This is a genomic window from Neisseria zoodegmatis (assembly GCF_900187305.1).
In the GTDB taxonomy this organism is placed as follows: Bacteria; Pseudomonadota; Gammaproteobacteria; order Burkholderiales; family Neisseriaceae; genus Neisseria; species Neisseria zoodegmatis.
Map to the genome: position 1 here is coordinate 1,582,185 of NZ_LT906434.1, position 26,970 is coordinate 1,609,154.

27 protein-coding genes are annotated in these 26,970 nt (G+C 52.2%); 8 read left to right on the forward strand and 19 right to left on the reverse strand.

The genetic code is table 11. The annotated features are described in order from the left end of the window. Positions 1-21 precede the first annotated feature (21 nt). The 7 genes from CKV66_RS07425 to hisH form a co-directional block, all read right to left on the reverse strand. Positions 22-780, reverse strand: coding sequence for a sulfite exporter TauE/SafE family protein (locus tag CKV66_RS07425; protein WP_085362557.1), 759 nt, complete (start codon positions 778-780; stop codon positions 22-24). A 55-nt stretch (positions 781-835) separates the two neighbouring features. Further along, on the reverse strand, positions 836-1,384 hold the full coding sequence (locus CKV66_RS07430) for a CreA family protein (protein WP_085362556.1): 549 nt from the start codon (positions 1,382-1,384) through the stop codon (positions 836-838). Positions 1,385-1,441: 57 nt separating this feature from the next. Beyond that, on the reverse strand, positions 1,442-2,209 hold the full coding sequence (gene hisF / locus CKV66_RS07435; RefSeq protein WP_085362555.1) for an imidazole glycerol phosphate synthase subunit HisF: 768 nt from the start codon (positions 2,207-2,209) through the stop codon (positions 1,442-1,444). 91 nt (positions 2,210-2,300) lie between these two features. Then, complete coding sequence (locus CKV66_RS07440) at positions 2,301-3,431, reverse strand: glycosyltransferase family 4 protein (RefSeq protein WP_085362554.1); 1,131 nt, start codon at positions 3,429-3,431, stop codon at positions 2,301-2,303. A gap of 46 nt (positions 3,432-3,477) precedes the next feature. Next, positions 3,478-3,780, reverse strand: coding sequence for a hypothetical protein (locus CKV66_RS07445; RefSeq protein ID WP_085362553.1), 303 nt, complete (start codon positions 3,778-3,780; stop codon positions 3,478-3,480). Between the two features lie 121 nt (positions 3,781-3,901). After that, entirely contained in the window at positions 3,902-4,639 is a 738-nt protein-coding gene (hisA, locus tag CKV66_RS07450; RefSeq protein WP_085362552.1) for a 1-(5-phosphoribosyl)-5-[(5-phosphoribosylamino)methylideneamino]imidazole-4-carboxamide isomerase, read from the reverse strand. A gap of 97 nt (positions 4,640-4,736) precedes the next feature. Continuing rightward, positions 4,737-5,381, reverse strand: a complete 645-nt coding sequence (gene hisH, locus CKV66_RS07455; RefSeq protein WP_085362551.1) for an imidazole glycerol phosphate synthase subunit HisH — start codon at positions 5,379-5,381, stop codon at positions 4,737-4,739. A 262-nt stretch (positions 5,382-5,643) separates the two neighbouring features. Here hisH and dapC point away from each other — a divergent pair, with 262 nt between their 5' ends. Both dapC and CKV66_RS12880 read left to right on the forward strand, forming a co-directional pair. Beyond that, entirely contained in the window at positions 5,644-6,831 is a 1,188-nt protein-coding gene (dapC, locus tag CKV66_RS07460) for a succinyldiaminopimelate transaminase (RefSeq protein WP_085362550.1), read from the forward strand. A 20-nt stretch (positions 6,832-6,851) separates the two neighbouring features. After that, complete coding sequence (locus CKV66_RS12880; protein WP_085362549.1) at positions 6,852-7,010, forward strand: lipoprotein signal peptidase; 159 nt, start codon at positions 6,852-6,854, stop codon at positions 7,008-7,010. 130 nt (positions 7,011-7,140) lie between these two features. On the opposite strand, the gene CKV66_RS07470 is transcribed toward CKV66_RS12880, so the two are convergent. Beyond that, on the reverse strand, positions 7,141-8,487 hold the full coding sequence (locus CKV66_RS07470; RefSeq protein ID WP_085362548.1) for a DEAD/DEAH box helicase: 1,347 nt from the start codon (positions 8,485-8,487) through the stop codon (positions 7,141-7,143). A gap of 473 nt (positions 8,488-8,960) precedes the next feature. On the opposite strand from CKV66_RS07470, the gene CKV66_RS12585 reads away from it, so the two are divergent. Beyond that, positions 8,961-9,119, forward strand: coding sequence for a lipoprotein signal peptidase (locus CKV66_RS12585; protein WP_085362686.1), 159 nt, complete (start codon positions 8,961-8,963; stop codon positions 9,117-9,119). Positions 9,120-9,126: 7 nt separating this feature from the next. Here CKV66_RS12585 and CKV66_RS07480 read toward each other — a convergent pair whose 3' ends face one another. Beyond that, a complete protein-coding gene (locus tag CKV66_RS07480) occupies positions 9,127-9,921 on the reverse strand; it encodes an FKBP-type peptidyl-prolyl cis-trans isomerase (protein WP_085362547.1) in 795 nt (264 codons plus the stop codon). A 226-nt stretch (positions 9,922-10,147) separates the two neighbouring features. On the opposite strand from CKV66_RS07480, the gene CKV66_RS07485 reads away from it, so the two are divergent. From CKV66_RS07485 to nusB, 4 genes are all read left to right on the forward strand, one after another. Further along, a complete protein-coding gene (locus CKV66_RS07485) occupies positions 10,148-11,053 on the forward strand; it encodes a DMT family transporter (protein WP_085362546.1) in 906 nt (301 codons plus the stop codon). Between the two features lie 42 nt (positions 11,054-11,095). Then, positions 11,096-11,419 (forward strand): DUF2185 domain-containing protein, encoded by a 324-nt coding sequence (locus CKV66_RS07490; protein WP_085362545.1) that lies wholly within the window; start codon positions 11,096-11,098, stop codon positions 11,417-11,419. Between the two features lie 105 nt (positions 11,420-11,524). Further along, on the forward strand, positions 11,525-12,016 hold the full coding sequence (gene ribH, locus CKV66_RS07495) for a 6,7-dimethyl-8-ribityllumazine synthase (protein ID WP_085362544.1): 492 nt from the start codon (positions 11,525-11,527) through the stop codon (positions 12,014-12,016). Between the two features lie 63 nt (positions 12,017-12,079). Beyond that, positions 12,080-12,514 (forward strand): transcription antitermination factor NusB, encoded by a 435-nt coding sequence (gene nusB / locus CKV66_RS07500; protein WP_085362543.1) that lies wholly within the window; start codon positions 12,080-12,082, stop codon positions 12,512-12,514. 116 nt (positions 12,515-12,630) lie between these two features. On the opposite strand, the gene hemA is transcribed toward nusB, so the two are convergent. Next, positions 12,631-13,890 (reverse strand): glutamyl-tRNA reductase, encoded by a 1,260-nt coding sequence (gene hemA, locus CKV66_RS07505; RefSeq protein WP_085362542.1) that lies wholly within the window; start codon positions 13,888-13,890, stop codon positions 12,631-12,633. Positions 13,891-14,166: 276 nt separating this feature from the next. Next, positions 14,167-15,204 carry a sensor histidine kinase gene (locus CKV66_RS07510; protein ID WP_085362541.1) on the reverse strand — a complete coding sequence of 346 codons (1,038 nt, stop codon included), beginning with the start codon at positions 15,202-15,204 and terminating at the stop codon, positions 14,167-14,169. A gap of 45 nt (positions 15,205-15,249) precedes the next feature. Between CKV66_RS07510 and argH the strand changes: the two genes are divergently transcribed. Next, complete coding sequence (argH, locus tag CKV66_RS07515; protein ID WP_085362540.1) at positions 15,250-16,632, forward strand: argininosuccinate lyase; 1,383 nt, start codon at positions 15,250-15,252, stop codon at positions 16,630-16,632. A 93-nt stretch (positions 16,633-16,725) separates the two neighbouring features. Here argH and CKV66_RS07520 read toward each other — a convergent pair whose 3' ends face one another. The 8 genes from CKV66_RS07520 to CKV66_RS07555 all read right to left on the reverse strand — a co-directional run bounded on the left by CKV66_RS07520 (position 16,726) and on the right by CKV66_RS07555 (position 26,708). Next, positions 16,726-17,919: an amino acid aminotransferase gene (locus CKV66_RS07520; protein WP_085362539.1), complete on the reverse strand. Its 1,194-nt coding sequence runs from the start codon at positions 17,917-17,919 to the stop codon at positions 16,726-16,728. 195 nt (positions 17,920-18,114) lie between these two features. Next, positions 18,115-19,092, reverse strand: a complete 978-nt coding sequence (moaA, locus tag CKV66_RS07525; protein WP_085362538.1) for a GTP 3',8-cyclase MoaA — start codon at positions 19,090-19,092, stop codon at positions 18,115-18,117. Then, positions 19,089-20,315 carry a molybdopterin molybdotransferase MoeA gene (moeA, locus tag CKV66_RS07530; RefSeq protein WP_085362537.1) on the reverse strand — a complete coding sequence of 409 codons (1,227 nt, stop codon included), beginning with the start codon at positions 20,313-20,315 and terminating at the stop codon, positions 19,089-19,091. The genes moaA and moeA overlap by 4 nt, the downstream gene beginning before the upstream one ends. 357 nt (positions 20,316-20,672) lie before the next feature. Next, the gene (locus CKV66_RS07535) at positions 20,673-22,055 is read right to left on the reverse strand and encodes a NarK family nitrate/nitrite MFS transporter (RefSeq protein WP_085362536.1); all 1,383 of its coding nucleotides are present in this window, start codon (positions 22,053-22,055) and stop codon (positions 20,673-20,675) included. 78 nt (positions 22,056-22,133) lie between these two features. Continuing rightward, a complete protein-coding gene (locus CKV66_RS07540) occupies positions 22,134-23,390 on the reverse strand; it encodes an MFS transporter (RefSeq protein ID WP_085362535.1) in 1,257 nt (418 codons plus the stop codon). Positions 23,391-23,643: 253 nt separating this feature from the next. After that, the gene (locus tag CKV66_RS07545) at positions 23,644-24,069 is read right to left on the reverse strand and encodes a TOBE domain-containing protein (protein WP_085362534.1); all 426 of its coding nucleotides are present in this window, start codon (positions 24,067-24,069) and stop codon (positions 23,644-23,646) included. 72 nt (positions 24,070-24,141) lie between these two features. Beyond that, on the reverse strand, positions 24,142-24,807 hold the full coding sequence (locus tag CKV66_RS07550; protein WP_085362533.1) for a response regulator: 666 nt from the start codon (positions 24,805-24,807) through the stop codon (positions 24,142-24,144). Between the two features lie 2 nt (positions 24,808-24,809). Next, the gene (locus CKV66_RS07555) at positions 24,810-26,708 is read right to left on the reverse strand and encodes a type IV pili methyl-accepting chemotaxis transducer N-terminal domain-containing protein (protein WP_085362532.1); all 1,899 of its coding nucleotides are present in this window, start codon (positions 26,706-26,708) and stop codon (positions 24,810-24,812) included. Positions 26,709-26,970 lie beyond the last annotated feature (262 nt).

A 26,970-nucleotide genomic window follows, 5' to 3' on the forward strand; every position in this document is an offset into this window, starting at 1 on the left:
TGTGTTTTCAGACGGCCTCATTTACTTTAAAAACGCCGCGGCCACGGCCACAACCGTCATCACAAACAAAATCGTGCGCAAGGTGTTGGGCGAAAGTTTCAGCGCAATTTTCACGCCGATCATTGAGCCGAGTATATTGCCGGCCGCCAGCACGAGGCCGACATCCCACCAAATCTGCCCCTGCACGATAAATACGGCCAATGCCACGACGGTAAACGCCAGCGTGCACACCAGTTTCAAGGCGTTGGCGCGCAGCAGGTTGTATTGCAGCACGCCCGCCAGTACGGGCAGCAGGATAAACGCGGTGCTGGCCTGCACAAAACCGCCGTAAATACCGACGGCAAACAGCAAAGCCGCCGAGCCGCGCGTGTCGGACACTTTGCGTTCCTGCACGTTTTGCGGCGGCAATAAAAGCTGCGGTTTGAGAAAAGTGAGCGTGGCCACGCCGAGAATGCAGACGAGCAAAGCGGGTTTCAGAATTTGATTGGGCAATACCGAAGCCAACACGGAGCCGACCAAACCGCCGAATACCATCGGCAGCAAAATGCCGCGTAAATCGTGTGTAGGCAACGCGCCGGCGTTTCTAAACCCTCTGATGCCGGTGAGCGACTGGAAAAAAATGCCGACGCGGTTGCTGGCGTTGGCAATATCGGGCGGAACGCCGAAGGCCATCAACAGCGGCAGAATCAGATTAGAACCGCCGCCCGCCAAAATGTTGATGATGCTGGCTAAAATGCCCAGCACGGCAATCGCCGCATAATGCCAAAGGGTTAAATCCATGCTGCTCCGATCTGTTTGTAGCTTGGTAGAAGCCTACGGCTTTCAGACGGCCTGTTTATTTTTGGGCAAGCGTAACGATGCACGAGCCGTGAATCTGCTGGTTGGGCTGCACACTCACTTTGGCAGCGTCCAGCGGCGCGCCAGTGTAGCAGGAGAAAGCGTCCATCGAGTTTTTCGGCGAACCTTGAATCACCTTATCGCTGTATACCATGTATGAAAACACTTTACGCGCAGGGTCGTAATAGCGCATCACTTGCAGGGTTTTGAAAATAAAGCTGGAGCCTTTTTTGAAAATTTTCTGCGGTTTGGCCACTTCGGCTTCGTTGAAAGTGATTTGCGGCGCGGTCTGCACGCAGGATACGGAAGCGTCGGAAGCATCTTCTTCCAAGTTCACCGTTTCTTTCAGGCCGCCTTTTTTGGCGTAGGAAATATAGCAGGTAACGCCTTTGATTTGCGGGTCGTCGAACGCATGGATTTCAATGCGGTCGTTTTTGCCGAGCATGTTGAACACGGTGCTCGCCTCGCCGATTTTATCGGTATCCCCACCGCCGCCGCACGCGGCCAGCAGGGCAGACATCAATACAATTGGAATGAACTTTTTCATATCGGTTTCTTTCTTTTCAGACGGCCTCAAGGGTTAAGAGGCCGTCTGAAATCAATATCACAAACGCATTTCGATACCTGCCGCACGCATGGCTTCTTTGGCTTCGCGTATGCTCACTTCGCCGAAGTGGAAAATGCTGGCGGCCAGCACCGCATCGGCCTTGCCTTCTTTTACGCCTTCAATCAGGTGCTGTACGTTACCCACGCCGCCGGAAGCGATAACGGGAATATCCACCGCTTCGCTGATGGCGCGGGTAAGCGGCAGGTTAAAGCCGATTTTGGTGCCGTCTCTGTCCATGCTGGTAAGCAGAATCTCGCCCGCCCCGCGCGCCTGCATGTTTTTCGCCCATTCGACCGCATCAATGCCGGTGGCTTTGCGTCCGCCGTGGGTAAACACTTCCCAGCGGGTGTTTTCGGGGTTGACGGCTTTGGCATCAATCGCCACCACAATCGCTTGCGAGCCGAAAAAGCTGCTGGCTTCGTTTACCAAATCGGGGTTGGTTACGGCGGCAGTGTTGATGCTGGCTTTGTCGGCACCCGCGTTGAGCAGGCGGCGCACATCGGCTACGGAGCGCACGCCGCCGCCAACGGTGAGCGGTATAAACACTTGCGAGGCCACTTCTTCAATCACATGCAGAATGGTGTCGCGGTTGTCGGAAGAGGCGGTGATGTCGAGAAAGGTCAGCTCGTCGGCACCTTCGTCGTTGTAGCGTTTGGCTACGTCGACCGGATTGCCCGCATCGCGCAGGCCGACGAAGTTGACACCTTTGACAACGCGGCCGTTGTCCACGTCCAAACAGGGGATAATGCGTTTTGCTAATGCCATTTCAGTATATTTCTGTGTAGTTAATTACTTAATAAAACATAAAATAAAACAGATAGTGTTTAAAACGCTATCTGTAGGTTTTAATAACTGTTTATTTACCATCGAGCAAGTATTTATAAACTTCCAATGTTTTTTGAGCCATAATCTCGCTGGTAAAAGATGCCAAAGCTTTGTTTTGACCAGCCTCTGCGAAAGCTGCCCTTTTATCGGCATCCAAAACAAGTTCGCTCAGATATTGCCTTAATTGGTCGGCATCGCCGTTTTCAAAAATGTATCCGGTACGACCATGCTCAATTTGTTCGTATGCGCCGCCGGTATTGCTTCTAACAACACAACAGCCCATTAACATTGCCTCCACCACCACTAAACCAAAGCCTTCGACTCGAGACGGCAGAACCATAATATCAATAATAGGATAAATTTCCGTTAAAGGTTGGAAAGGCAGAATTTTAACTTTTTCGCTTAACTGCAATTCGTCTATGGTTTTTTTAACATTGGCGAGATAGCTTTCGGCGGAAGAACCGACAAAAACAATTTCTATTTTTTCTTTAATTTCATCCGGAAGGCCGTGAACGGCTTTCAATAAAATATCGTGTCCTTTGTTGTACTCGAAAGAAGCCACCAAGCCGATAACGGTTTTGTCGGCAGATATATTCTGCTTCGCTTTGAAAGCAGCTTTTTCACTAGCTGTAAATTTTTTATAGTATTTGTCTTTAGAAACGCCGTTATGGATAAGGCAGAGTTCTTTTTCGCTATAGTTATAGCGTTTTTTTAGAATGTCGTACACTTCACGGCTAATCGCGATTTCTTTATCGGCAGGATAATCCAAAATGGGCAATTTATTATCAATGCCGTGTCGGGTGCGGACAAATTTTCGTTTCAAGTATCTGGGTACAAACGACAAAATAGGAGTATGGATATGAATGATGTCGAAGCGGTGTTTTTTGAGAACACTTTGAAATTTGATGAAGCTACGGATTAAATTAAATACATAAACAACTTTACTGGTTTTATTGATGGGAAAATCAATTTCAATGAATTTAATTCCTGTTGCAAGCAAACGGTTGAATTGTCCTGCATTTTCTGGAGAGTCTTTGTATCTGGCACCATAAGACAACAAATAAACGTCATGTCCTTGTTTAATTAACTCTTCGGTTAAGTCAATCAGATAATTGGTTACTCCACCTAAAAAGATAACTCTGGATACCATCGCAATCTTCATGCCGCTCTCCCATCAATCAATAAAATTCCGCCTCCCTTATCCAAAGCTATATCCACCCGGGCAGCCGTTCGGAAAGTTGGTAAAAACCTACCGCAGCAGCCGAAGCGATAACCATTGTAGTCACAAAGCTGTTGGAATAGCGGTTAACCAATGTTAATACGGCCGCTACATACATCCACAAAATGCCCATAACCAACACCCATTCGCCGTCGATCATGGGCATGGAGAAGTTCACACCTATGCTGATCAGCACGGCGAGAATCATGAAACTTAAACTTTCACTGATTGCGTGAACGTCGCGGTCGTAAGACCATACTGCCCAAAAGCCAAGCAAAAAAGCCTGAAACATGTTTTTCCTTAAATTTAAGAGAGTAGTCCGTGTGTGTTTTGTTTTCGCAGGCAGAACGGGACTGGGAATTCCGTCTGCCTGCATAGCCGTTTCAGACGGCCTTTTCTTTATTGCTGTATTTTTATGCCAACGAATCTGCCAACTGTTGCGCTTCGGCAAAATCGATGCTGCCTTCGTAAATAGCCCGGCCGGTAATCGCGCCCGCTACACCGCTTTTTTCTACGGCACACAAGGCACGGATGTCGTTCAAATCGGTCAGGCCGCCGGAAGCGATCACGGGGATGTTCACGGCTTCGGCCAGCTTAACGGTGGCTTCGATGTTCACGCCGCTCATCATGCCGTCGCGGCCGATGTCGGTATAGATGATGCTGTTTACGCCGTCGTCTTCAAACTGTTTACTCAAGTCGATAACGTGATGATCGGTTACGGTTGCCCAGCCGTCGATGGCTACCATGCCGTCTTTAGCGTCCAAGCCGACGATAATGTGACCGGGGAATTGTTTGCAGGCTTCGCGTACGAACTCGGGATTTTTTACCGCCGCCGTGCCGATAATCACATCAGTCAAACCCAAATCAAGATATTTTTCAATGGTTTCCAGATTGCGGATACCGCCGCCAAGCTGCACGGGAATGTTTTTGGACACTTCTTGCAGGATTTCGGTAATGGCTTCGAGGTTTTTCGGTTTGCCTGCAAAAGCGCCGTCCAAATCCACCAAATGCAGGCGGCGCGCGCCTTGTTTAACCCAATGCAGGGCGGTTTCGGCGGGGTTGTCGGAAAACACGGTGGCTTGATCCATCAAACCTTGTTTCAGGCGCACGCAGCGGCCTTCTTTCAAATCTATGGCGGGAATCAGTAACATTTTATTTCCATTGGTTTAGGTATTTTCAGACGGCCTTGTAGAATGGCTTGAGGCCGTCTGAAAAAAGTGGCGCTATATTTTATGTATTTTACACAACTTACCCATTCCAGCGTAAAAAATTACGCAGGAGCAACAAGCCGCCGTCGTGGCTTTTTTCGGTGTGGAATTGGGTGGCAAACACGTTGTCTTTGCCGACGATACAGGCAAACTCGTCGGGATAGGCGCTGGTGCCGAGTACGATGTCGTTATCGGCGGGCGCAAAATAGTAGCTGTGCACGAAATAAAAACGGGTGTCTTGCGGAATATCTTGGAACAGCGGATGAGCTTGCGTTTGGTGTACGTTGTTCCAGCCCATGTGGGGCACTTTCAGTTTGCAGCCCTCTTCGTCGTGAAGATTGGCGGCAAAGCGTTTGACGTCGCCTTTAAACCAACCCAAACCGGCGGTGTCGCCCTCTTCGCTGTGGTCAAACAAAAGCTGTGCGCCCACGCAGATGCCGAAGAAAGGTTTGTTTTTGAGGCCGTCTGAAACCGCTTCGCCCAAGCCGCTTTTTTTCAGGGCGTTCATACAGTCGGGCATGGCGCCCTGCCCCGGAAAAATGATTTTATCGGCGGCAAAAACCTCTTCGGGGCGGTCGGTGAGTTTGATTTCGGCCTCAACTCCGGCAAGTTTTTGCGCGGCCAGCACGGATTTAAGCACGGAATGCAGATTACCCATACCGTAATCTACGATGGCGATGTTCATGTGGAAGTATCCTTTCAGACGGCCTGAAACCTCTGTTGCGCCGCCGTTATCCGATGCGGCGGGCGTACTGAGATTCCTGATTTTTTTGTTTGCCGCATCATAGCAGAAATTAACACTTCCTCGGAATATGCGCCATGAAAAGAAACGGCAGCAGCGTTTTTTTTGCACGAGCGTTTTATCCGCCTGCCCTCATGGCCGAATAATGCTAAGATACGCTTTCTTTAACATAACTTATCGGACATGCGCCGAACCATCCCACACCATGAATCCATTGCTCGAACTTTTGAAACCTTATCCTTTCGCCCGTTTGCGTGAAGCCATGGAAGGTATCGATGCGCCGGAAGGTTTGCAGCCCGTGCCTTTGCATATCGGCGAACCGAAACACCCTGCGCCCAAAGTTGTTACCGACGCATTAACCGCCGCTTTGCCCGAGTTGGAAAAATACCCGCTGTCTGCCGGTTTGCCCGAACTGCGCCAAGCCTGTGCCGATTGGGTGTTCCGCCGCTACGACGGCCTGAAACTCAACCCCGACACGGAAATCCTGCCCGTGCTAGGCAGCCGCGAAGCCTTGTTTTCCTTTACCCAAACCGTGCTGAATCCCGTTTCAGACGGCCTCAAGCCGGTTGTGGTCAGCCCCAATCCTTTTTATCAGATATACGAAGGAGCAACCCTGCTCGGTGGCGGCAAAATCTATTTTGCCAACAGCCGCGCGCCGCGTTTTCAGCCAGATTGGTCGGAAGTGCCCGAAGCAGTTTGGACGCGTACCCGCATCGTGTTTGTCTGCTCGCCTGATAATCCCAGCGGCAGCGTGATGCAGCTGGAAGACTGGCAAAAGCTGTTTGATTTGCAAGACCGCTACGGCTTCGTGATTGCGTCTGACGAGTGCTATTCCGAGATTTACTTCGACGGTAAAAAACCGTTGGGCGGCCTGCAAGCAGCGCAGCAGCTGGGCAGAAGCAACAAAGGCATTGTGATGTTTACCAGCCTTTCCAAACGCTCCAACGTACCCGGCCTGCGTTCGGGCTTTGTGGCCGGAGACGCCGACATTCTCAAGGCATTCCTGCTCTACCGCACCTACCACGGCAGCGCCATGAGCATTCCCGTCCAACGCGCCAGCATCGCCGCGTGGAACGACGAAGCGCACGTTATCGAAAACCGCCGTCTGTATCAGGAAAAATTCGACAAAGTATTGCCGGTATTGCAACAAGTATTCGACGTGAGCCTGCCCGAAGCCTCGTTTTATATCTGGCTGAAAGTGCCGGACGGCGACGATTTGGCGTTTGCACGCAAACTCTGGCAAGAAGCGGCTATTCAAGTGTTGCCCGGCCGCTTCCTCGCTCGGGATACCGATAGAGGCAATCCGGGTATGGGCTATGTGCGCATCGCTTTGGTTGCCGATGTGGGCACTTGCGTGAAAGCGGCGGAAACAATTGTTTCGCTTTACCGCTAAAATTATGTTTTGCATGAATCATGCCGAGGCCTTTGCAAAGCCCTCATCTGCGGCGCATTTCTGCGTTGTGTGCTGCTCGCTCGTTTGCCTATCTATGTGATATGTCTGCACTCGCTGTGCTGCTACGCCTTGAACTGCATCCACATCTAAGGGTTTTGCAAAGGTCTCAGGCCGTCTGAAAGTCTGAGTAGCAAGAATAACAAACAGATAAAAAAATCCCGCATCAGAAATCATGCTTGCAGGCAGTTTTTCTGAATGCGGGAAATTTATTGCGTGTGTGTTTGAGTTTGTTCAGATTTTGAATCTGTTTTATTTTTTAGCGAATCCGCCGACAGGCTTTTTCTTGCCGCCGAAGCCTTCGCCTTTCGGCTTCACGCCGGGTTTCTTGCCGGAAAATTTTTTGGCATCCGGTTTCTTATCGCCAAACTTTTTGTCGCCGAATTTTTTATCGCCAAACTTGCGCTCGCCCCAACCGCCTTTGCCTTTCGGCTTCAAGGCTTTAGTAGCGCGCTTGCGGGTCGGCTCCATGCCTTCGATGGTCATTTCGGGCAGTTTGCGGTTAATGTATTTTTCGATTTTGTGGACTTTAACGTACTCGTTAACCTCGGCAAAAGAAATCGCCAAGCCTGTGCGGCCTGCGCGACCGGTGCGGCCGATGCGGTGAACGTAATCTTCTGCTTGTTTGGGCAAATCGTAGTTGATCACATGCGTGATGGTCGGCACGTCGATACCGCGCGCGGCAACGTCGGTGGCAACCAAAATTTTGCAGCGGCCTTTGCGCAGATCCATCAGCGTGCGGTTACGCCAACCTTGCGGCATATCGCCATGCAAACAGTTAGCAGCAAAGCCTTTTTCGTACAAATCATCGGCCAGTTGCTCGGTCATGGCTTTGGTGGAGGTGAAAATCACGCACTGGTTAATGTTGGCATCGCGCAAAATGTGGTCGAGCAGGCGGTTTTTGTGGCGCATATCGTCGCAATACAGAAGCTGCTCTTCGATTTTGCCTTGGTCATCCACGCGCTCTACTTCAACTACTTCGGGATTTTTGGTGAGTTTGCGCGCCAGCTTGCCGACTGCGCCGTCCCAAGTGGCCGAGAACAGCAGGGTTTGGCGGTCTTCGGGGGTGGCGGCAACAATGGTTTCGATGTCGTCGATAAAGCCCATATCGAGCATACGGTCGGCTTCGTCCAAAATCAGCACTTCGAGGCGGTTGAAATCGACTTTACCGCTGTCCATCAAGTCCATCAAACGGCCGGGCGTGGCCACAATCAGGTCAATCGGTTTGCTTAAGGCTCTGATTTGGTAGCCGAAAGAAGACCCGCCGACGATGCTGACGGTGCGGAACCATTTCATGTTTTGGGCGTAGGTGAGTGCGTTTTTTTCTACTTGGGCAGCCAATTCGCGCGTGGGCGTCAGCACCAGCGCGCGCGGGCCTTTGCCGGATTTTTCGCTGCGCTTGCCCAAGCGTTGCAGCGTCGGCAAAAGAAAGGCGGCGGTTTTGCCCGAGCCGGTTTGCGCCGAAGCCATGATGTCGCGCCCGTCGAGCGCGTGGGGAATGGATTGTGCCTGAATCGGTGTGGGCGAATCGTAACCGGCTTGGGTTAAGGCGGATAACAGGTTTTTATCGAGATTTAAATCGCTAAATTTTACAGACATGGGTTTCCTGAACGGAACAACAACACTTTTTCCGCCTGAAGTTTTTTCAGACGGCCTTGAAGCAAAGACGGCGTATGGAAATCACTAAAGAGTGGTTTACGCAGGGTTGTCGCAGGTATTTTTAGACCTGTGGTTAACATCGGCGACAACCTGCAAGTATGCCCGGCTCTGGCAAAGAAAACATAGCTTATGCGGCATGCGCCGACTGATATTTCTTTGTTGTACCAAGCAAATCAGAGAAGCTCCGCTCGGGCGGGCTTGAATAATATGAAGTTGGCTGAAGACGATGGCTTCAAAAAGACAAGGGTGCGGATAGTATAGAATTTCTGATTCAAGGTCAAGAAAAATGACTGTTTTTCTTAGAAAAGCTGTTAGGAAAGCGGTGAAAAAGGCGCATCTGCTTTCAGGCGTTTTGTGTGGTTTATAAAGATGAAAGGCCGTCTGAAATATGTTTTTCAGACGGCCTTAGACCTTTGCAAAACCCCCATCTGCGGCGCATTTCTGCGTTGTGCGCTGCTCGCTCGTTTGCCTATCTATATGATATGTCTGCACTCGCTGCGCTGCTACGCCTTGAACTGCATCCACATCTGAGGGTTTTGCAAAGGTCTCAGCCTCTTAATATCATCTCATGAAGATGTTTTATTTTTTAGCGGGAGCCGGAGCTTTGGGCGGCTCTTTTTCGATTTTCAGCAGTTTCACGTCGAATACCAAAACGGAGTTCGGGCCGATTTTTTCACTGGGGCTGTTTTCGCCGTAAGCCATTTCAGCCGGTACGAACAAGGTATATTCGGCGCCTTCTTTCATCAGCTGCAAGCCTTCCGTCCAGCCTTTGATCACTTGGTTGAGCGGGAAGGTAACCGGCTGGTCGCCGTGCTGTTTGCTGCTGTCGAACACGGTACCGTCGATCAGGCGGCCTTCGTATTCCACGGTAACGATATCGCTGGCTTTAGGCTGTGCGCCGGTGCCTTCGCTTTTCACTTTGTATTGCAGGCCGGAAGCGGTGGTTTTCACGCCTTCTTTGGTGGTGTTTTCTTTCAGGAAGGCTTGGCCTTTTTCAAGATTTTTCTTGGCATCTTCTACCATTTTCGCTTGGGCTTTTTTCTGCTGTTCGGCCAAAAACGCCATCATCACTTCTTGGGCTTTTTGGTCGCTTATTTTAGGCTCTTTGCCGTCAAGCACGGTTTGCAGGGCTTCGTTGAATACTTTCATATCCACTTCGGTGCCGTGGTCTTTCATTTGTTTGAGCGAACGGCCGATGTCCATACCCATAGCGTAGCTGGCTTGCTGGGTTGCATTGCCGATGTCGGAAGCGGCGGCGGATGCGGCTTTTTCGCCCGATGCTGCCGGTGCATTTCCCGTGGTTTGCTTGTTACATGCGGCCAAAGCCAATGCTGCGGTAACTGCCAATGCGCTCATTTTGAAAGTTTTCGTCATTGTTTTATTCCTGAGTAACTGGATAAAGGAAGCTGGGATTATAACCAAGTTTGCGTTAATTGAAATTAAGGCCGTCTGAAAAAACCAAGTTTCAGACGGCATTCTGTTAAAGCCGAACCGGTTTGCCGTTCTGCATAAAGCCGAATGTGCCGCCTTCTCTTTTCAGACGGCCTGCCCTACAATGCAGGCCGTCTGAATCTTATCCAACTCAAACAGCAACCCGACCATGATAATACCCGAACTCAACCGCCATCCCGCCGCCATGCTGATTGTGGGCTGTGTACTTTTCGGGCTGGGCAGCCTGATTGTTAAATTCGTATCCGTAGGGCCGTATGCCATCGCCTTTTGGCGGCTTTCCATCGCAGCGGTTATTTTTTGGGGTTTGTCGCGTTTTTTCGGACAAAAACTGCCGAAAAGTAGAAAAGCCACAGGTTTGGCAATGCTTTCGGGCGCATTTTTAGGTATGGAGCTGGCTTTGTGGCACGAAAGTATTTATGCAGTCGGCCCGGGTATTTCGACTTTACTCAACAGCCTGCAAATCTTTTTTCTCACGGCCATCGGCGCGGCCTTTTTCGGCGAAAAACCGGGGAAAGCCCAATTATTGAGCCTGATTGTCGCCGTGGTCGGCGTAGCCTTGATTGCCAGCCCCGAATTCGGCCGCAACGAAGCGGCAGGCTGGGGGTTTTCCAGCGGGATTATCTCGGGCGCAATGCTGGCATTATCGATGGTGTTTGTGCGCCAAACCCACCAAGCCGAACCGACGCCGCTGTTTCCGATGATGCTGTTGGTAAGCTTGGGCGGTATGGCGGCTTTGTTGTTGCCGACTTTATTATTGGATGCGCACAACCTCTTCCCCACTACCCTTAGCGATCTCGGCTTGGTATTAGTTTACGGCGCGGTCATACAATGTATTGCATGGGGTTTGATTGCGTATTCCATCCCGCTGCTGCCGCTCTCTCTGGCAGGCCTGCTGTTGTTGAGCGAACCGGTTGCGGCGCTGCTTATCGACTATTTTCTGCTCGATAAACCCATCAATATGCTGCAATGGACGGGGGCGGCACTCACGCTTTTTGCCATTTATCTCGGTTCGCCCCGCACGAAAACCGCCATGCGTAAACCGGCGGAATCGTGATAAAATCCAGCCCTTACTTTATCTGCCACAGGCCGTCTGAACATGAATATTTTTGCCAATGCCCTGTCAACCGCGCTAGGCCGCTGCATTGCCGCCAAAACAGTGAGCGAAGAAGGCCGCCCGGTCGGTTTTATGTACCGCGAAGAGCCGGTGTTTGAACAAGACAGCGGCTGGCGCTTTTTCAGCGGCGACGAAACCGACGAATACACCGCCAATCCCGACAACTTCGGCGTGTACAGCATCAGCGACATTACCCGCAGCAACCCCGCCGTTGCCGAGTGGTTAAATCAGCCCGCAGGCTCGGCGTGGGAAACCGACGAAGACGGCGCGTTTCAAAGCGTTGAAGACTGGCAGCCGAAAGACTAAGCTGCCCTGCACCCCGCTTCTTTTCAGACGGCCTTTCGCCTGATGCCGCCGTTAAGCACCCTATTCCATTTATATTGACACATTAACCTCAACGGACACCGAATCATGAACATCATCGAACCCAGTCACAACGGTACCCATTTGCGTATCGGCATCGTGCAAGCCCGCTTCAGCAACGAAATCGGCAGCGCCATGCTCAAAGTCTGCACCGACAAACTGATTGCTTTGGGCGTGGACACCGACAACATCACCGTCGCCACCGTACCCGGCGCATTGGAAGTGGCGCTCGTGCTGCAAAACATGGCTTCTTCGCAACAATATGATGCCCTGATCGCCCTCGGCGCCGTCATCCGCGGCGAAACCTACCATTTCGAGCTGGTGGCCAACGAATCCGGCGCCGCCATTACCCGCGTCGGCCTCGACTACAATATTCCGATTGCCAACGCCATCCTCACTACCGAAAACGACGAGCAGGCGCACGTTCGCATCGAAGAGAAAGCCACCGATGCCGCCATCGTGGCCGTCGAATGCGGCAATCTGATCAACCTCTTGCTGGAAGATCAAATCGATGACGCTTTCGAAGAAGACGACGAATAATCTGATTCAGACGGCCTCAACCAAGCTGAGGCCGCCTGAAAAAAAAACATTAAGGATTTACCCATGAAACAACCATCATCTCCCCGTCGCCGCGCACGGGAATTTACCGTACAGGCTTTGTATCAAGCCGCCCTCACGGATTCCCCCGCCGCCGAAACCGCCAAAAACATCCGCGAAAGCAAAGATTTCAAAAAAGCCGACGGCGACCTTTTTGCCGCGCTCTTTTTCGGTGCGCACAGCAACCAAAGCACCTACATGCAGCAAATCCGCCCCCTGCTCGACCGCGACGAAAACGAACTCAGCCCCATCGAGCGCGCGGTATTGCTGATGGCTTGCCACGAGCTGAATGCCATGCCCGAAACCCCCTACCCGGTAATCATCAACGAAGCCATCGAAGTAACCAAAACCTTCGGCGGCACCGACGGGCACAAATTCGTTAACGGTATTCTCGACAAACTCGCCCTGCAACTGCGCCCAAACGACCCCAAGCGCAACTAAAAAGCGCAACTAAAAGCAAAAATTTTTTTAATCAGTTTCACAGATTTAAAACATAAAAAACCGATGCCGTTTCTGAGCATCGGTTTTTTTAATCACATTTTTCAGACGGCCTCAATTCAGCCCTGCTTCAAATGCTCCAAATCATAAATCTGCGCTACCGCATCCACCAGTTCACTGCTTTGCGAACCGGCTTTATTCAATGTACGCGATGGCGAATGCAGCAGTTTATTGGTCAGCTGTACCGATAATCTTTCCAACACCTCTTCGGGTGGTGTACCTTTGGCGAGCTGCTTCATGGCATTTTCCAAAACCTGACGGCGCGCCCGTTCACCTTCGTCGCGCAAAGCACGGATCATGGGCACGTTTTGGCGGCTTTTCTGCCATTCGACAAACTCGCCCACTTTCTGCTCAACCATAGCCTCCGCCGCTTCGGCAGCCTGCTTACGGGCTTTTTGGCCGGTTTGGACGATATTGGCAATGTCGTCCACCGTGTAGAGATAAGCGTCGTTCAAATCGCCGACTTCCGCTTCAATATCGCGCGGCACGGCCAAATCCAGCATAAATACAGGCATATTTTGGCGCTGCTTCAATGCGCGCTCAACCATGCCTTTGCCGACAATCGGAAGCTGGCTGGCCGTGGAAGAAACCACCACATCGTATTCATACAAAATATCAGGCAATTCGGAAAGCAAGTGCGGCTCGGCATTGACGCTGAGTTTTTCGCACAACTCTTGGGCGCGCGGCAAGGTGCGGTTGGCTACCGTAATCAGGCGGGGCGTTTTGGCGGCAAAGTAAGTGGCTACCAATTCAATCATTTCGCCTGCGCCGATAAACAGCACGTTTAAATCGGCGATATCGGGAAAAATCTGCTCGGCCATTTTCACCGACGCAGCCGCCATGGAAACTGAATTTTCTCCCACCGCCGTGCCGGTGCGCACTTCTTTAGCCACGGCAAATGTTTTCTGAAACAGCGCGTTCAGCCAAGTATCAACGGTGTGCTGCTCTTGGGCAACGCGCACCGCATCTTTAATCTGACCGAGAATCTGCGGTTCGCCCAAAACCATAGAATCCAAGCCGCAAGCCACACGGAAGGCATGGCGGATGGCGGCATTGTTATCCAAGGTGTAAAGATACGGGCGGATTTCATCTAAGTTAACGCCGTGATATTGCGACAACCATTTGATGATGTATTCTTCATCGCCCACACAATAAAGCTCAGTGCGGTTGCAGGTAGAAAGAATCACGGCCTCTTGCACACCCTCGCCCGCAGTCAGCGCGCGCACGGCTTCGGGCAGGCTTTTGGCGGTGAAAGCCAGCTTTTCACGAATGCTGAGAGGTGCGGTTTGATGATTAAGGCCGACAGCAGTAAGTTGCATGAGAGGGTGTGGAGTGAATCTGCGAACGCATCATTATAGCTTAAGTTGCGCTTGAAAAAAATCCGAAAACCATAGCGGTGTTTGATGGAAAGCTATGTTAAATGCTATGGTTTACCTAAAATTTTCAACTGCTTGCTGTTGTTTAAGCAAAGCACGACAAGCAATAGACAATGGCTTGGCGTTGATTTTGTATCGCACCAATCTCAAGAGGCCGTCTGAAAAAATATTTTCAGACGGCCTCTTGAGACTCAAAGCAGACAAGAAATGCCGGCGCTTTTAACCGAACAGTTTTTTCAAATCGGAAGATTTTTTGCGGTAAGGCAAGCGGATATCGACGCGGAAAATGCCGTCGAGCTGGCGGCTTTTAATCACGGCATCGTTGTCGTACATCAGCGCCAAACGTTCTTTCAAATTACGCAATGCCATCGAATTTCCTTTGTGCGGCTTGGCATTTTCTTGGCTGTCGGTCGGTACATACGGGTTTTCAATGCGGATATAAATCCAGTGTTTTTGGCGGGTGGTCAATACCGAAATACAACCCGGTCGGTGGGTGGATTCAATACCGTGAAATACCGCATTTTCCAGCAGAGGTTGCAGCAGCAAATGAGGGGTTTCGGCATCGTCGGGCGCGTGGTGCTGCCACATCACCTGAACGCGTGTGTGCCCCATGCGGATTTGTTCGATGGCGATATATTCCTGCGCCCATTCGATTTCCTGCCCCAACGTGCTGTTTTGACTGCCGTCGCGCAGTTGGGCACGGAAAAGGTTGGCGAGGTTTTCCAGCAGCGTTTCCGCGTCGTAAGGGCGGAGCCTGATCAAACTGATGGCCGCGTTTAAGCTGTTAAACAAAAAATGCGGGCGGATACGGGCGGTGAGCGCGCTCAAACGCGCTTCCGAAAGCGAAGGCGCCAAGCTGTAACGGCGCGAAGCTTCGGTGTACATAAAGCCCAAAGCAAAAAAGTTGAACAAAAAGAAATGCTGCCAAAAATACATGCGCTCGCCGAGGATAACGTAATCGACGATGGTAAAGATAATCAGGTTGCTGATGTGCACGATAAGCACGGCAAAGCGCGATTCGGTAATGCGCGGCAAGGTGTTGGCGAGCAAATAGCCTTTAATCAGAATGGCTAATAAAGTCGGCGCGGCCCAAGCCGCGTTGTGATAAAGCTGGTCGGTATAACTTTCAGTAGAGAGGCTGATTAAAGGGAAAGCCATCAATCCGAATATGCTGGACAAAATCAAACGCGAGATGGTGCCGAAATTCCGTAAATCAGGAAGTGCAAACCAAGATTGTATTTGGCGTATAATAGGCATCTTTACAACAAACTCTCTAAATGCGACAACTGAGTGGATGAATTTATGAATGATAATAAAACCTGGTCGGGGCGTTTTAATGAACCCGTATCCGAGCTGGTAAAAAAATATACCGGCTCCATCGATTTCGACAAACGCTTGGCGAAGTGGGATATACAAGGCTCTCTGGCTCATGCGCAGATGCTGCAACAGGCAGGAGTATTGAGTGAGGAAGACTTAACCGCCATCCGACAGGGAATGGCCGACATTATAGCAGAAATCGAATCCGGCCGAATGGCTTGGTCGCTCGATCTCGAAGACGTACACATGAATATCGAACGCCGCCTGACCGACAAAATCGGCGATGCGGGCAAGCGTCTCCATACCGGCCGCAGCCGCAACGATCAGGTAGCTACCGACATCCGCTTATGGCTGCGCGACCAGATTACCGACATCCAAGCCCTCATTCGCGACCTGCAAGCCGCGTTGGTTGATTTGGCGGAAGGCAACGCCGATGTTGTGATGCCCGGTTTCACCCATCTTCAAGTAGCCCAGCCGGTAAGTTTCGGCCACCACATGCTTGCTTATGTGGAAATGTTGGGACGCGATTTCGAGCGCATGGCCGACTGCCGCAAACGCGTAAACCGTATGCCTTTGGGAGCAGCTGCGCTAGCCGGCACAACCTACCCCATCCGTCGCGAAACCACCGCCGAACTGCTCGGCTTTGAGCAAATCTGCCAAAACTCGCTGGATGCCGTTTCCGACCGCGATTTTGCGATTGAGTTTACCGCTGCGGCCAGCCTGATTATGGTGCATTTGAGCCGCTTGAGCGAAGAATTGATTTTGTGGATGAGCCCGCGTTTCGGTTTCATCGACATCGCCGACCGCTTCTGCACCGGCTCTTCCATCATGCCGCAGAAGAAAAATCCCGACGTGCCCGAGCTGGTACGCGGCAAATCCGGCAGAGTTATCGGCCACCTTACCGGCCTGATTATGTTGATGAAATCCCAACCTTTGGCCTACAACAAAGACAATCAGGAAGACAAAGAACCGCTGTTTGACACGGCAGATACTTTGATTGACACCTTGCGCATTTACGCCGACATGATGCGCGGCGTAACCGTTAAACCGGAAAACATGCGCGCCGCCGTGATGCAGGGCTTTGCGACTGCTACGGATTTGGCCGACTATTTAGTGAAAAAAGGTATGCCTTTCCGCGACAGCCATGAAGTGGTTGCTTTGGCCGTGCGCCATGCCGACACACAAGGTGTGGATTTGAGCGAACTGCCGTTAAGCATCTTGCAAGGTTTCAGCGGTTTGATTGCCGAAGACGTGTACGGCGTGCTGACACCTGAAGGCAGCTTAAATGCCCGCAACCACTTGGGTGGCACCGCGCCGGAGCAAGTGCGTTTGCAGGTAAAACGCTGGCGCGACATTTTGGCTGATTGATTTCTGAATCAATAAAGCGATAACTTAAAGAGGCCGTCTGAAAAATCTTTTCAGACGGCCTCTTCTTAATCAAAGCTCAATCAGGCTTGAGCCTTACAGCACTTTCACAATGCTTTCACACAGATAACGGATGTTGTCTTCCGTGATGCCTGCCACGTTGATGCGGCCTGAACGCACGGCGTAAATGGCAAATTCGTCTTTCAGGCGGTCAACTTGCTCCGGGCTTAAACCTGAAAACGAGAACATGCCGTTTTGTTTCACGATAAAGCTGAAATCTTGTTCCGCGCCGTATTCTTTCAGCAAATCCACGAATTTTTGGCGCATTTCTTTAATGCGGCCGCGCATTTCGTCCAGCTCGGCAATCCATTGTGCTTTCAGCGCTTCGTCTTTCAACACCAAAGCCACGGTCGAACCGCCGTGAGAAGCGGGGTTGGAATACAGGGTACGGATGATGGTTTTCACTTGGCTGAAAGCACGGTTGGCAGTTTCTTCGTCGGCAGCTACCAAAGTGAACGCGCCTACGCGCTCGTTGTACATGCCGAAGTTTTTGGAATAAGAGCTGGCTACCAGCAATTCTTTGTTCAGCTTGGCAAAGGCGCGCAAGCCGTAAGCGTCTTCTTCCAAGCCGTTGGCAAAGCCTTGGTAAGCGAAGTCAAACAGCGGCAACCAGCCTTTTTCGGCAGACATTTTCGCCAAGGTTTCCCATTGCTCGGGGGTCGGATCGATACCGGTGGGGTTGTGGCAGCAGCCGTGCAGCAGCACCACGTCGCCTTCTTCAGCTTGGCTCAAATCTTCAATCAGGCCGTTCCAATCCAAGCCGTGGGTGTTTTTATCGTAGTAGCGGTAATCGCGGATATTGATGCCTGCGGCTTTGAAAATGGCGTTGTGGTTCGGCCAAGTGGGGGTGGAAATCCACACGTTTTTCGCACCGGTTTGGCGTTTGATAAATTCGGCAGCCACGCGCAAAGCACCGGTACCGCCCAAGCTTTGCGCGGTTTTGGCGCGTTTGGACGTAACGATTTCGCTGTCGGCACCAAACAGCAATTTTTGCGTTTGGGCGTTGTATTCGGCCACGCCGTCGATGGTCAGGTAGTTTTTGGTGTTTTCGGTTTCCAGCAGGCGTTTTTCGGCTTCTTTTACCGCTTTCACAATCGGGGTTTGGCCTTGGGCGTCTTTGTAAACGCCGATACCTAAGTTCACTTTATTTTCACGGGTCTCTGCTTTGAATGCTTCGCCCAAACCCAAAATCGGGTCGGCAGGTGCGGCTTCGATCTTATCGAAAAACATGGCGGTACCTTTCTACAATTAAAATGGGAAACTGATGAAGATTAGAAAATTCCAGCTATCTATCTTACGCTTTTTAACATAAGATGAAAACAAAAAAACCAAGCAGGCCGTCTGAAAATTTTCAGACGGCCTGCTTGGTTTTATAACGGATATTACGCCATTGAAACTTGATGAAATCTCAAGCAGATTGAAACCTTATCCGCCAATCATCGAAAGGTCGCGTATCAAGCCGAATTTTTTGTTGTGAAGGAAGTGATGCTCCGGTTTTTCGGCCATCAATTCGTGCAGGTGCTGCTGCAAGCCTTCGGTGTCGCCTTGTTGCAGCCATGGGCGGAGGTCGTAGGCTGTGCCGCCGAACAGGCATAAGTGCATTTTGCCTTGGGCGCTGACGCGCAATCGGTTGCAGCTGCGGCAGAAATCTTTGCTGTACGGGGCGATAAAGCCGATGCCGCCGGCGAAATCGCGATGGCGGTATTCCCGCGCGGGGCCGGCGTGTGCTTGACGCGGTAAAAGCTGCCAGCCTTGCGCCTGCAAATCGGCTTCCAATCCTGCGGCGGAAAGGTGTTGTGCGTTGAAGAGTGAAAAATTATCGCGGGTCTGCATCAATTCGATAAAACGCAGGGTGACGGGGCGGTGGCGCACAAACTCCAATGCGTCAGCGAGCGTTCTGTCGATGTAGCGGCGCATTAATAAGGTGTTCACTTTTATCGAGTAGAAACCTTCGGCCAAAATATCGTCTAATGCGCGCAAGATATTGCGGCATTCGCGCTTGCCGGTGATTTGGTAAAACACTTCGGGGTCGAAACTGTCGATGCTGATGTTGAGTTTGTCTAAGCCTGCCGCGCGGTAGGCGGGGAAAAGTTTGGCGAGTTTGAAGGCGTTGGTGGTTAAGGCGACGTTTTCGATTTCGGGCTGTGCTTTGCAGACGGCAATGATGTCGGCCAAATCTCGGCGCAAGGTCGGCTCTCCGCCGGTTAGACGGATTTTGCGCGTGCCGTTACGGGCGAATGTTTGCACCAGCGTTTCGATTTCGCGCAGGCTTAATTCGTCGGGTTTGGCCTTGCCTTGATAGCCGTCGGGCAGGCAATACACGCAGCGGTAGTTGCACAAATCGGTAACGGACAAACGCAGGTAAGTCAGACGGCGTTGGAAAGGGTCGGTCAGTGCGTTCATAAGAAAGCCTCCGTAAAAGGCTGGACGGTTACGAGCGTGCCGGCGGGCAAATCGCCTGCCTCACACGGCAGAATCATGTAGCCGTTGGCGCGACTCACGCCCCATACGCGGTGGGAATCCTGCGCGCCGGAGGGTGCGGCCGACCAGCTTCCGTCGGCTTCTTGCTGCAAAAGCGCGCGCTGGATGTCGGTGCGGCCGGGCGATTTTTTCACGGGCTGGGTTAAGACGGCCGAAAAACGCAATGGCTGCGGCACGTCGGTTGCGCCGCACAGCAGCCACAAGGCTTCTTTGATAAACAAGTCGAAGCCCACAAAGCCGGACACGGGGTTGCCGGGCAAACCGAAATACCATGTGTTCAACATTTTGCCGAACACGAAAGGCTTTCCGGGCTTCACAGCAACTTTGTAATGATGGATGGCGCCCAAACGCAATACGGCTTCGCGAACGTAATCATAATCGCCCACGGACACGCCGCCTGAAGTAATCACCACATCGGCTTGCTGGGCGGCTTCGTCGAGCACATGCAGCACGCCTTCCAAATCGTCGGCGGCCTGCCCCAAATCGAGCACTTCCACCGGCAGCAGGTTCAGCCGCGCCATCAGCGTGTGGCGGTTGCTGTCGTACACTTGGTCGGATCTGCCCACCGGTGTGCCGGGTTCGTGCAGTTCGTCGCCGGTGGATAACACCGCCACTTTGATTTTGCGGTACACCGGCACTTCGCCGACGCCCAGCGCAGCCAGCAGCATGATATCGGCCGTGCGCAGAATACGCCCAGCTTGCAGCACGGTATTGCCGATGGCGACTTCTTCGCCGCAATAGCGGATGTTGTCGCCTGCGCGGGCGGCTTGGTTGAGCACGATGCTGTTTTCTTCGACGGTTACGTTTTCTTTCAACACCACGCACGCGCCGCCTGTCGGCACAACCGCACCGGTCATAATCCGAACGCATCCGCCTTCGGGTACATTATCTGCAAACGGTTTGCCCGCCGCCGATTCTCCCGCCACCTGCCAACGGCTGCCCGCTTCAGCTGCGGCCGGCAAAGTGTAGCCGTCCATAGCGGAAATATCGGCGCACGGAATATTCAAGGGCGACGTAATGTCTTGCGCCAAAACGCGTCCTGCGGCACAGGCAACGGCTACGGTTTCAATCTCGGGGCGGTATTTGCTTTTATCGATATGCGCCCGAATCAGGGTTTGCAGTTCGGTAACGGATGTGAGCGACATGGTTTATCCTTGATTGCAAAATAAAAATAACAGCGTGCGGTATGCCGGATGATATACCAAGACAGGTTGCGCTTTATATGTTTTTGGCGCAACGGCATACGGCGGTGTGATGCGGTGTGTACCCGCCCGCTTGAGAGTTTGCGGGTAATGACATCATAAGGCTGTGATAGCGCATACAGAATGCCCCTAAAGCATGAACCCAAACCGCAAAGGCATAGCCCGTATGCTACTTTGGGAGTATTTCCGCCCTATCCGAGGGATTAGTTGCCCGCTGCCGTGAAAGGTTTGCACAAGACATTAAGGCCGTCTGAAAAAGGCCGTCTGAACTTTTTCAGACGGCTTCATATACTTCATTGATCAGCACTTGGCTTCCGCACCTTTACGGGCGTAATACCACCAGTTCAACACCAAACAAATAGCATAGAAAATGATGAAGCCGATTAAAGCCGCATTCACACCGCCGGTGAGGTCGATAGACGTGCCGTAGCTTTTCGGAATAAAGAAACCGCCGTAAGCCGCAAACGCCGCCGTAAAGCCGATGACCGCCGCGCCTTCTTTGGTGGCATCGAGACGGGCTTGCTCCGCATCGACTTTGCCTTCGTCGGCAAACTTTTGATGCATGTTGAGGAAAATTACCGGCACCTGCATAAAGGTTGAACCGTTGCCGATGCCCGTCAGCGCAAACAAGGCCAAGAAGCAGGCGAAGAAGCCCCAGAAATTACCGCCCTGCCCGTTGCTCGGCAGGAAAGCGATCACACCGAACACGGCGATAATCATGCCTGCGAATACGATTTGGGTAACGGCCGCGCCGCTTTTGATTTTATCGGAAATCCAACCGCCGAACGGACGCACCAGCGCACCCACCAACGGCCCTAAAAAGGCGTATTTCACCGGGTCGATGCCGGTAAACTGGCTTTTAATCAGCAGCGGGAAACCTGCCGCGAAGCCGATAAACGAGCCGAACGTGCCCAAATAGAGAATGCACATAATCCAGTTGTGCTTGCGGCTGAAAATGATGGCTTGGTCTTTAAAGCTGGCTTTCGCGCTGGCCAAGTCGTTCATGCCGAACCATGCCGCCAAAGTGGAAAGAATGATAAACGGCACCCAAATAAAGCCCGCATTTTGCAGCCACATTTGTTTGGTAACGTCGCCTTTGACCCAAGTTTGCGGTTCGCCGCCGAACGCACCGAAAATACCGGCGGTAATCACCAGCGGCACGACAAATTGAACGGTGGAAACGCCCAAATTACCCAAGCCCGCGTTCAAGCCCAAAGCCGTGCCTTTTTCCGCTTTGGGATAGAAAAAGCTGATATTGGCCATGCTCGACGAGAAATTGCCGCCGCCGAAGCCGCACAGCAAGGCCAACACCATCATGGTGATGTAGTCGGTATCGGGGTTTTGCACGGCGAAGCCCAAGCCGATGGCGGGCAGCAGCAGGCTGGCTGTCGATAAAGCCGTCCATTTGCGTCCGCCGAATATCGGCACCATAAACGAGTAAAAAATACGCAGGGTCGCGCCGGAAAGCGCAGGCAGCGCCGCCAGCCAGAAAAGCTGGTTTTCGCTGTATTTAAAGCCGATATTGGGCAGGTTAACCACCGCCACGCTCCACACCTGCCAAATGGCAAAGGCCAGCAGAAGGGCGGGAATGGAAATCCACAGGTTGCGGGTGGCGATTTTTTTACCGGTTTTCTGCCAGAATGCTTTGTCTTCCGGCTGCCAGTGTTCGATCAAATGCGACATAACGATACTCCGTAAAAAGAAACCTGTTGAGGCCGTCTAAAAAAAACCGCTGCGCTTTCAGACGGCCTGATATAAGGATTACGACTGTTTCTGATTCAAGGCTTTCAATTCTTGGTCGCGCTTGGCTTTAAACGAGAAGTGCATCCAAATCAGCGATACGCACACCGTGCCGTAAAGCAGCATGAACGATGTCGAACGTATGCCCGTCCAGTCTTCCAGCGCGCCGAACATAATCGGCAGCAAAAATCCGCCCATACCGCCGGCCAAGCCCACGATGCCCGATACCGCGCCGATGTTGTCGGGATAGTCGTCGGCCACGAATTTGAATACCGATGCTTTGCCCACAGCCGTTGCCACGCCCACGGTAAACATCAGCACGGTAAACAGGGTAACGCCCAAGCCGATATGCATGCTCAAAGGGCCGTTTTTGGTTTGGATAACCAAGTCGGTTTGCGGGTAAGAAAGCAGGAAGAAGCACACCCAACACACCCACATCACCGCCCACGTTACCTTATACGCACCGAATTTGTCGGAAAGATAACCGCCGAACGCACGCAGCACGCCGCCGGGCAGCGAGAAACACGCCGCCAGAAACGCCGCCGTTTTCAGCTCCATGCCGTATTCGCCCACATAATATTTGGTCATCCACAAGGCCAGCGCCACATAGCCGCCGAACACCACCGAATAATATTGGCTGTAACGCAGCACGCCGGGGTCTTTCAGCAAAGCCAACTGTTCGCGCAACGTTACGCTCGACGACACCAAATGTTTCGGATCGTGGTAGCTGGTAAACCAGAAAATCACCGCCATTGCCAGCATAATCGCCGAATATACGGTCGGCACAATCTGCCAAGTGCCGTAAGTGGTGATCAACCAAGCGGCCAAAAATTTGTTAACGGCAGAACCCGCGTTACCCGCGCCGAACACCCCCATCGCCATCCCTTGCTGATGTTTGGGAAACCAGCGCGCCACATAAGGCGTACCCACCGAGAAAGAGCCGCCCGCCAAGCCCATCAACAGGCCGATAATCAGGAAATGCCAGTATTGGTTGGCATAGCTCATCAAGAAAATCGCCGGTACAGAAATCGCCATCAGTGCAAACAGCACGACACGTCCGCCGTATTTATCGGTAAGAATGCCCAGCGGCACCCGAATCAGCGAGCCGGACAACACCGGCAGCGCGATCAAGATGCCGTATTGGGTTTGGTTGAAGCCCATTTCTTCCTGCACCTTGATGCCGACCACCGCCAGCATCATCCACACCATAAAGCACACCGTAAACGAAAGCGTGCTCGACACCAACACCGAATAGCGTTTGTAAGTTTCCGAGGCCATCTTGCCGCCCCTCCCTTTCTTAGTTGATAACAAAATGAAATTTCTGCTTAATGCTACGTTACTCTCTTGGAATCTGCGGCGCATTCACTTGAAGCATCGAAGACACAAGGCATTGGCATAGCCCCGTATCCACCGAATGGGCATCGGAGTAGTTATTTAGTCGTATCTCTATTTGCCGCAAACACATCAGGCCGTCTGAAAAATATTTTCAGACGGCCTGATGTGCCCGAATACGGTAAACGCTTACGGCAGCTTAAACCAAAACGCCCAACATCACTTGGTTGGCATTGAATACGGCAACGGCAGGTTTGCCCGGCTCCAGCGCCAAAGTTTCGCTGCTGTAGAGCGTAATCGTGGCGCACAGATGATGGCCGCCGATATCCAGCGTAACCACATTGTTCACCGCGCCCTGCTCCACCCGCTTAACCTTGCCGGGCAAGCAGTTTTCCGCCGACAGCACCATCGGCGCCAAATCGGTGGTAATCACAATCGAGGCCGCCTTAACCATCACCACGACCATGCTGCCCGTTGCCAGTTTCAGACGGCGGCGGCTGAAGCTGCTGATCTGTGCCTGTATCTCGATACCCGAATCCGTTGCCACGGTAACCAAACAGCTGCCGCCCTCTTCTTCGAGCGCGGTCACTTTGCCTACCAATTGGTTGCGCGCACTGCTTTTCATCACATTTCCTTTATCGTTTCGCTAACAGCCCGACCGTTTTTCAGACGGCCTCAAGGCACGATTTGATTGTTTTTAATCGTTAGGTTGCGGCACATTATGCTGCACCGCATACACCGCCGCCTGCACGCGGCTGGTCAGCTCCAGCTTGCGCAAAATGCTCTGCACATGCACTTTGATGGTGGACTCGGCCAAATCCAGCTTGCGGGCAATGATTTTGTTGCTGTGTCCGGCAGCGAGGTGGCCGAGAATTTCCATCTCGCGCGGCGTGAGCGTATCCAAAGCCCCTGCGGCGGCGGGCGCGGCGGGGCGTATCAGCGACTGCACCAGCCGCGCGGTCATTTCGGGCGAAAACACGTTATCGCCGGCAGCGGCCTTCTTGATGGCATCCACCAAAAACTCGGCGTTGATGTTTTTCAGCAGAAAACCGCGCGCGCCCAAGCGCATACATTCGGTTAAATCTTCGCTGTCTTCGGAGACGGTCAGCATCACCACCGTTTGGTCGGGGCGGCTGCTGAGTATCTGTGCTAAGGCTTCGCGGCCGTTCATTACCGGCATGTCCAAATCCAAAAGCACCACGTCGGGATTAAGCTGCTCCGCCAGTTTCACGCCGCTCAAGCCGTCGGCCGCTTCGCCGATCACTTCGCAATCTTCCTGCCGCGCCAGCAAAGCCTTGATGCCGCTGCGGAACAAAGTATGGTCGTCCACCAAAATGATGCTGATTTTTTCGTTTGTATCCATAATCAAATCAAAATTCTTTCTTCTTGCGGCAGTGTCAAACGCACCTGCGTATATTGCCCGGGTTGTGAATCCAAATCCAAACGCGCATGAATACGCAATGCCCGTTCGCGCATAATGTTCAGGCCTACATGGCCGCCCGACAGGTTTTCCAATGAAGCGGGGTCGAAGCCGTTGCCGTCGTCGGTAATCGTCATCACGAAATCGCGCTCGTTATCCAGCGTTACCTTTACCGATTTGGCTTGGGCGTGTTTGCGGATATTGGAAAGGCTTTCCTGCAAAATAAAAATAAACTGCAACTGCTGTTCGCTGCTCAAATTGGGGCCGTCGCCGTGCCACACCACTTCGATATCGGTTTGGGTTTGCTGGCGGAAACGCGCCGCCAGCGTTTGCACGGCTTCGGCAAATTCTTTTTTGCTGATTTTGGTGCGGAAATTCAGCAGCAATTCGCGCACGTCTTCATAGCATTCCTGCACGCCGTCTTTGATGAATTGCAGGTTTTCCGACATCTGGTTTTGGTTGCCCGCCGCCATCGCGCTTTCCAACATCTGCACCTGCAAATTCAGAAAAGTCAGCGTTTGGGCGATGCTGTCGTGCAACCCTTGCGCCATCAGATTGCGCTCTTGCAATACCGCCAGCTGCCTGCTTTCGTCGGCCAAGCGGATATTGGTCAGCACCAGCCCCAACAGGTTGCATAAAGAATCGAGCAGATGGGTGGTGTTGGTGTTAAAGGCATATTCTTCGTCGAAATACAAAGTCATGATGCCCAAGTCTTTGTGGCTGTGGCGGATTTTGAACACCTGAAGGTAATGGAAACCCGATTTTTCGCAGCCCGTAGTGTGCATAGCCACCGACGTTTCCGTGCGCCCGTCGAAATGAATCGGCTGCCAGCCGCTCTGCTGCACGGTTTTGCCGCAAAAGCAGTCTTCCAGACGCTGGCAGGCTTCAGCGTTTTGCAAAGTGTCGGGCAAGCCTTGATGCGCCACCAAATCCATACGATGCCGTCTGAAATCAAGCAGGCGGATGCTGCCGGCGCGGGCGGGAATCAGGCGCATGATTTTTTCTAAAAACATCGTGCCGGCTTCGGCCGCGGTTTGTGTTTGGTTCAGGAAGCGCGAAAACGAATACAGGGTTTGCAGCGTATAGTTTTTATCGGCCAAATCACGGGTTTTTTCAGCGACTTCGTGTTCCAGATTGGCATAAAGCTGCTGCAAGCGCTTACTCATCTGGTTGAAGCCTTTATCAAGCTGGGCAAACTCGGCCAGCTCGTTAATCGGCACCTGCGTACCCAGCTTGCCGTCGTGAATCCTTTCCACGCCGTTTTGCAGCTCTTCCATCGGGCGGATAATCCACAAATACAGCAGCACCACCATCACGCCCGCACCGATCAGCACCATCGCCATCAGCCCGCTTTGAAACAGGCGCAGCCAATAAGTGTGGCGGGAATTGACGATTTCCACGGCGGAAACCAAATCGTCAATCGACGCCACAAACTGGTTCAAATATTTTTCTTCCACGCCCGTGCGGTTGTGTGCGGCACTTTGCAACTGCAGCTTGATGTGCTGCCATTCCGCTTTCAAACTTTCCATGTGCTGCCGCACTTCGGGCGTATCGGGCAACGACAGCGGCCGCACGGGGTCGCCGCGTTCCAACTGCTGCAAAGTCGTATCGAATTGGGCGATTTTCCGGTCGATGTGCTCAACATTGTGCTGTTCGCGCAACATCAAGCCCAAGCGGTATGCCTGCATACGCAAACTGCCGGCATCGTTAATCGCCGCCGCGCTGCCTTCCAGCCGCCACGACAGCAGCAAGGTAAAAATAATCGATGCCAACGCCGCCGACACCCACACCACAGTGAGAAATTTCAAGCGTGCCGACAAGCTGTTGAGAAAAGTGAAACGCAACGCCGTGCTCCATCATTGTTTTCGGCAAGACAAACCGCCTTCCCGCCATGCGTAACTATGCGGCATTTTATCTACATCGGAAATAGGCCAACCGCCTTTTCGGTCTAGTTACTTAGAACTATAAACAGCAAGCCTGCCCTGCCTCACCCTATGCTTTATCTGCTATCCATATAGCAAAGCTCAAATCATAAGTCATGAAGGCCGTCTGAAAAGTTCCAGACGGCCTTCATGCTTTTGTTTTATGTCAAAGATATTGAATTTA

Coding starts and splice junctions, on each gene's coding strand:
- hisF (WP_085362555.1), bottom strand. CDS start 2,209: ATGGCATTAGCAAAACGCATTATCCCCTGTTTGGACGTGGACAACGGC.
- CKV66_RS07480 (WP_085362547.1), bottom strand. CDS start 9,921: ATGACGAAAACTTTCAAAATGAGCGCATTGGCAGTTACCGCAGCATTG.
- CKV66_RS07425 (WP_085362557.1), bottom strand. CDS start 780: ATGGATTTAACCCTTTGGCATTATGCGGCGATTGCCGTGCTGGGCATT.
- CKV66_RS07510 (WP_085362541.1), bottom strand. CDS start 15,204: ATGCCTATTATACGCCAAATACAATCTTGGTTTGCACTTCCTGATTTA.
- CKV66_RS07440 (WP_085362554.1), bottom strand. CDS start 3,431: ATGAAGATTGCGATGGTATCCAGAGTTATCTTTTTAGGTGGAGTAACC.
- moaA (WP_085362538.1), bottom strand. CDS start 19,092: ATGAACGCACTGACCGACCCTTTCCAACGCCGTCTGACTTACCTGCGT.
- hisH (WP_085362551.1), bottom strand. CDS start 5,381: ATGAACATCGCCATCGTAGATTACGGTATGGGTAATCTGCATTCCGTG.
- CKV66_RS07430 (WP_085362556.1), bottom strand. CDS start 1,384: ATGAAAAAGTTCATTCCAATTGTATTGATGTCTGCCCTGCTGGCCGCG.
- argH (WP_085362540.1), top strand. CDS start 15,250: ATGAATGATAATAAAACCTGGTCGGGGCGTTTTAATGAACCCGTATCC.
- CKV66_RS07545 (WP_085362534.1), bottom strand. CDS start 24,069: ATGAAAAGCAGTGCGCGCAACCAATTGGTAGGCAAAGTGACCGCGCTC.
- hisA (WP_085362552.1), bottom strand. CDS start 4,639: ATGTTACTGATTCCCGCCATAGATTTGAAAGAAGGCCGCTGCGTGCGC.
- dapC (WP_085362550.1), top strand. CDS start 5,644: ATGAATCCATTGCTCGAACTTTTGAAACCTTATCCTTTCGCCCGTTTG.
- CKV66_RS07520 (WP_085362539.1), bottom strand. CDS start 17,919: ATGTTTTTCGATAAGATCGAAGCCGCACCTGCCGACCCGATTTTGGGT.
- CKV66_RS12880 (WP_085362549.1), top strand. CDS start 6,852: ATGCCGAGGCCTTTGCAAAGCCCTCATCTGCGGCGCATTTCTGCGTTG.
- CKV66_RS07490 (WP_085362545.1), top strand. CDS start 11,096: ATGAATATTTTTGCCAATGCCCTGTCAACCGCGCTAGGCCGCTGCATT.
- CKV66_RS07485 (WP_085362546.1), top strand. CDS start 10,148: ATGATAATACCCGAACTCAACCGCCATCCCGCCGCCATGCTGATTGTG.
- CKV66_RS07535 (WP_085362536.1), bottom strand. CDS start 22,055: ATGTCGCATTTGATCGAACACTGGCAGCCGGAAGACAAAGCATTCTGG.
- moeA (WP_085362537.1), bottom strand. CDS start 20,315: ATGTCGCTCACATCCGTTACCGAACTGCAAACCCTGATTCGGGCGCAT.
- nusB (WP_085362543.1), top strand. CDS start 12,080: ATGAAACAACCATCATCTCCCCGTCGCCGCGCACGGGAATTTACCGTA.
- CKV66_RS07540 (WP_085362535.1), bottom strand. CDS start 23,390: ATGGCCTCGGAAACTTACAAACGCTATTCGGTGTTGGTGTCGAGCACG.
- hemA (WP_085362542.1), bottom strand. CDS start 13,890: ATGCAACTTACTGCTGTCGGCCTTAATCATCAAACCGCACCTCTCAGC.
- CKV66_RS07470 (WP_085362548.1), bottom strand. CDS start 8,487: ATGTCTGTAAAATTTAGCGATTTAAATCTCGATAAAAACCTGTTATCC.
- ribH (WP_085362544.1), top strand. CDS start 11,525: ATGAACATCATCGAACCCAGTCACAACGGTACCCATTTGCGTATCGGC.
- CKV66_RS07550 (WP_085362533.1), bottom strand. CDS start 24,807: ATGGATACAAACGAAAAAATCAGCATCATTTTGGTGGACGACCATACT.
- CKV66_RS07445 (WP_085362553.1), bottom strand. CDS start 3,780: ATGTTTCAGGCTTTTTTGCTTGGCTTTTGGGCAGTATGGTCTTACGAC.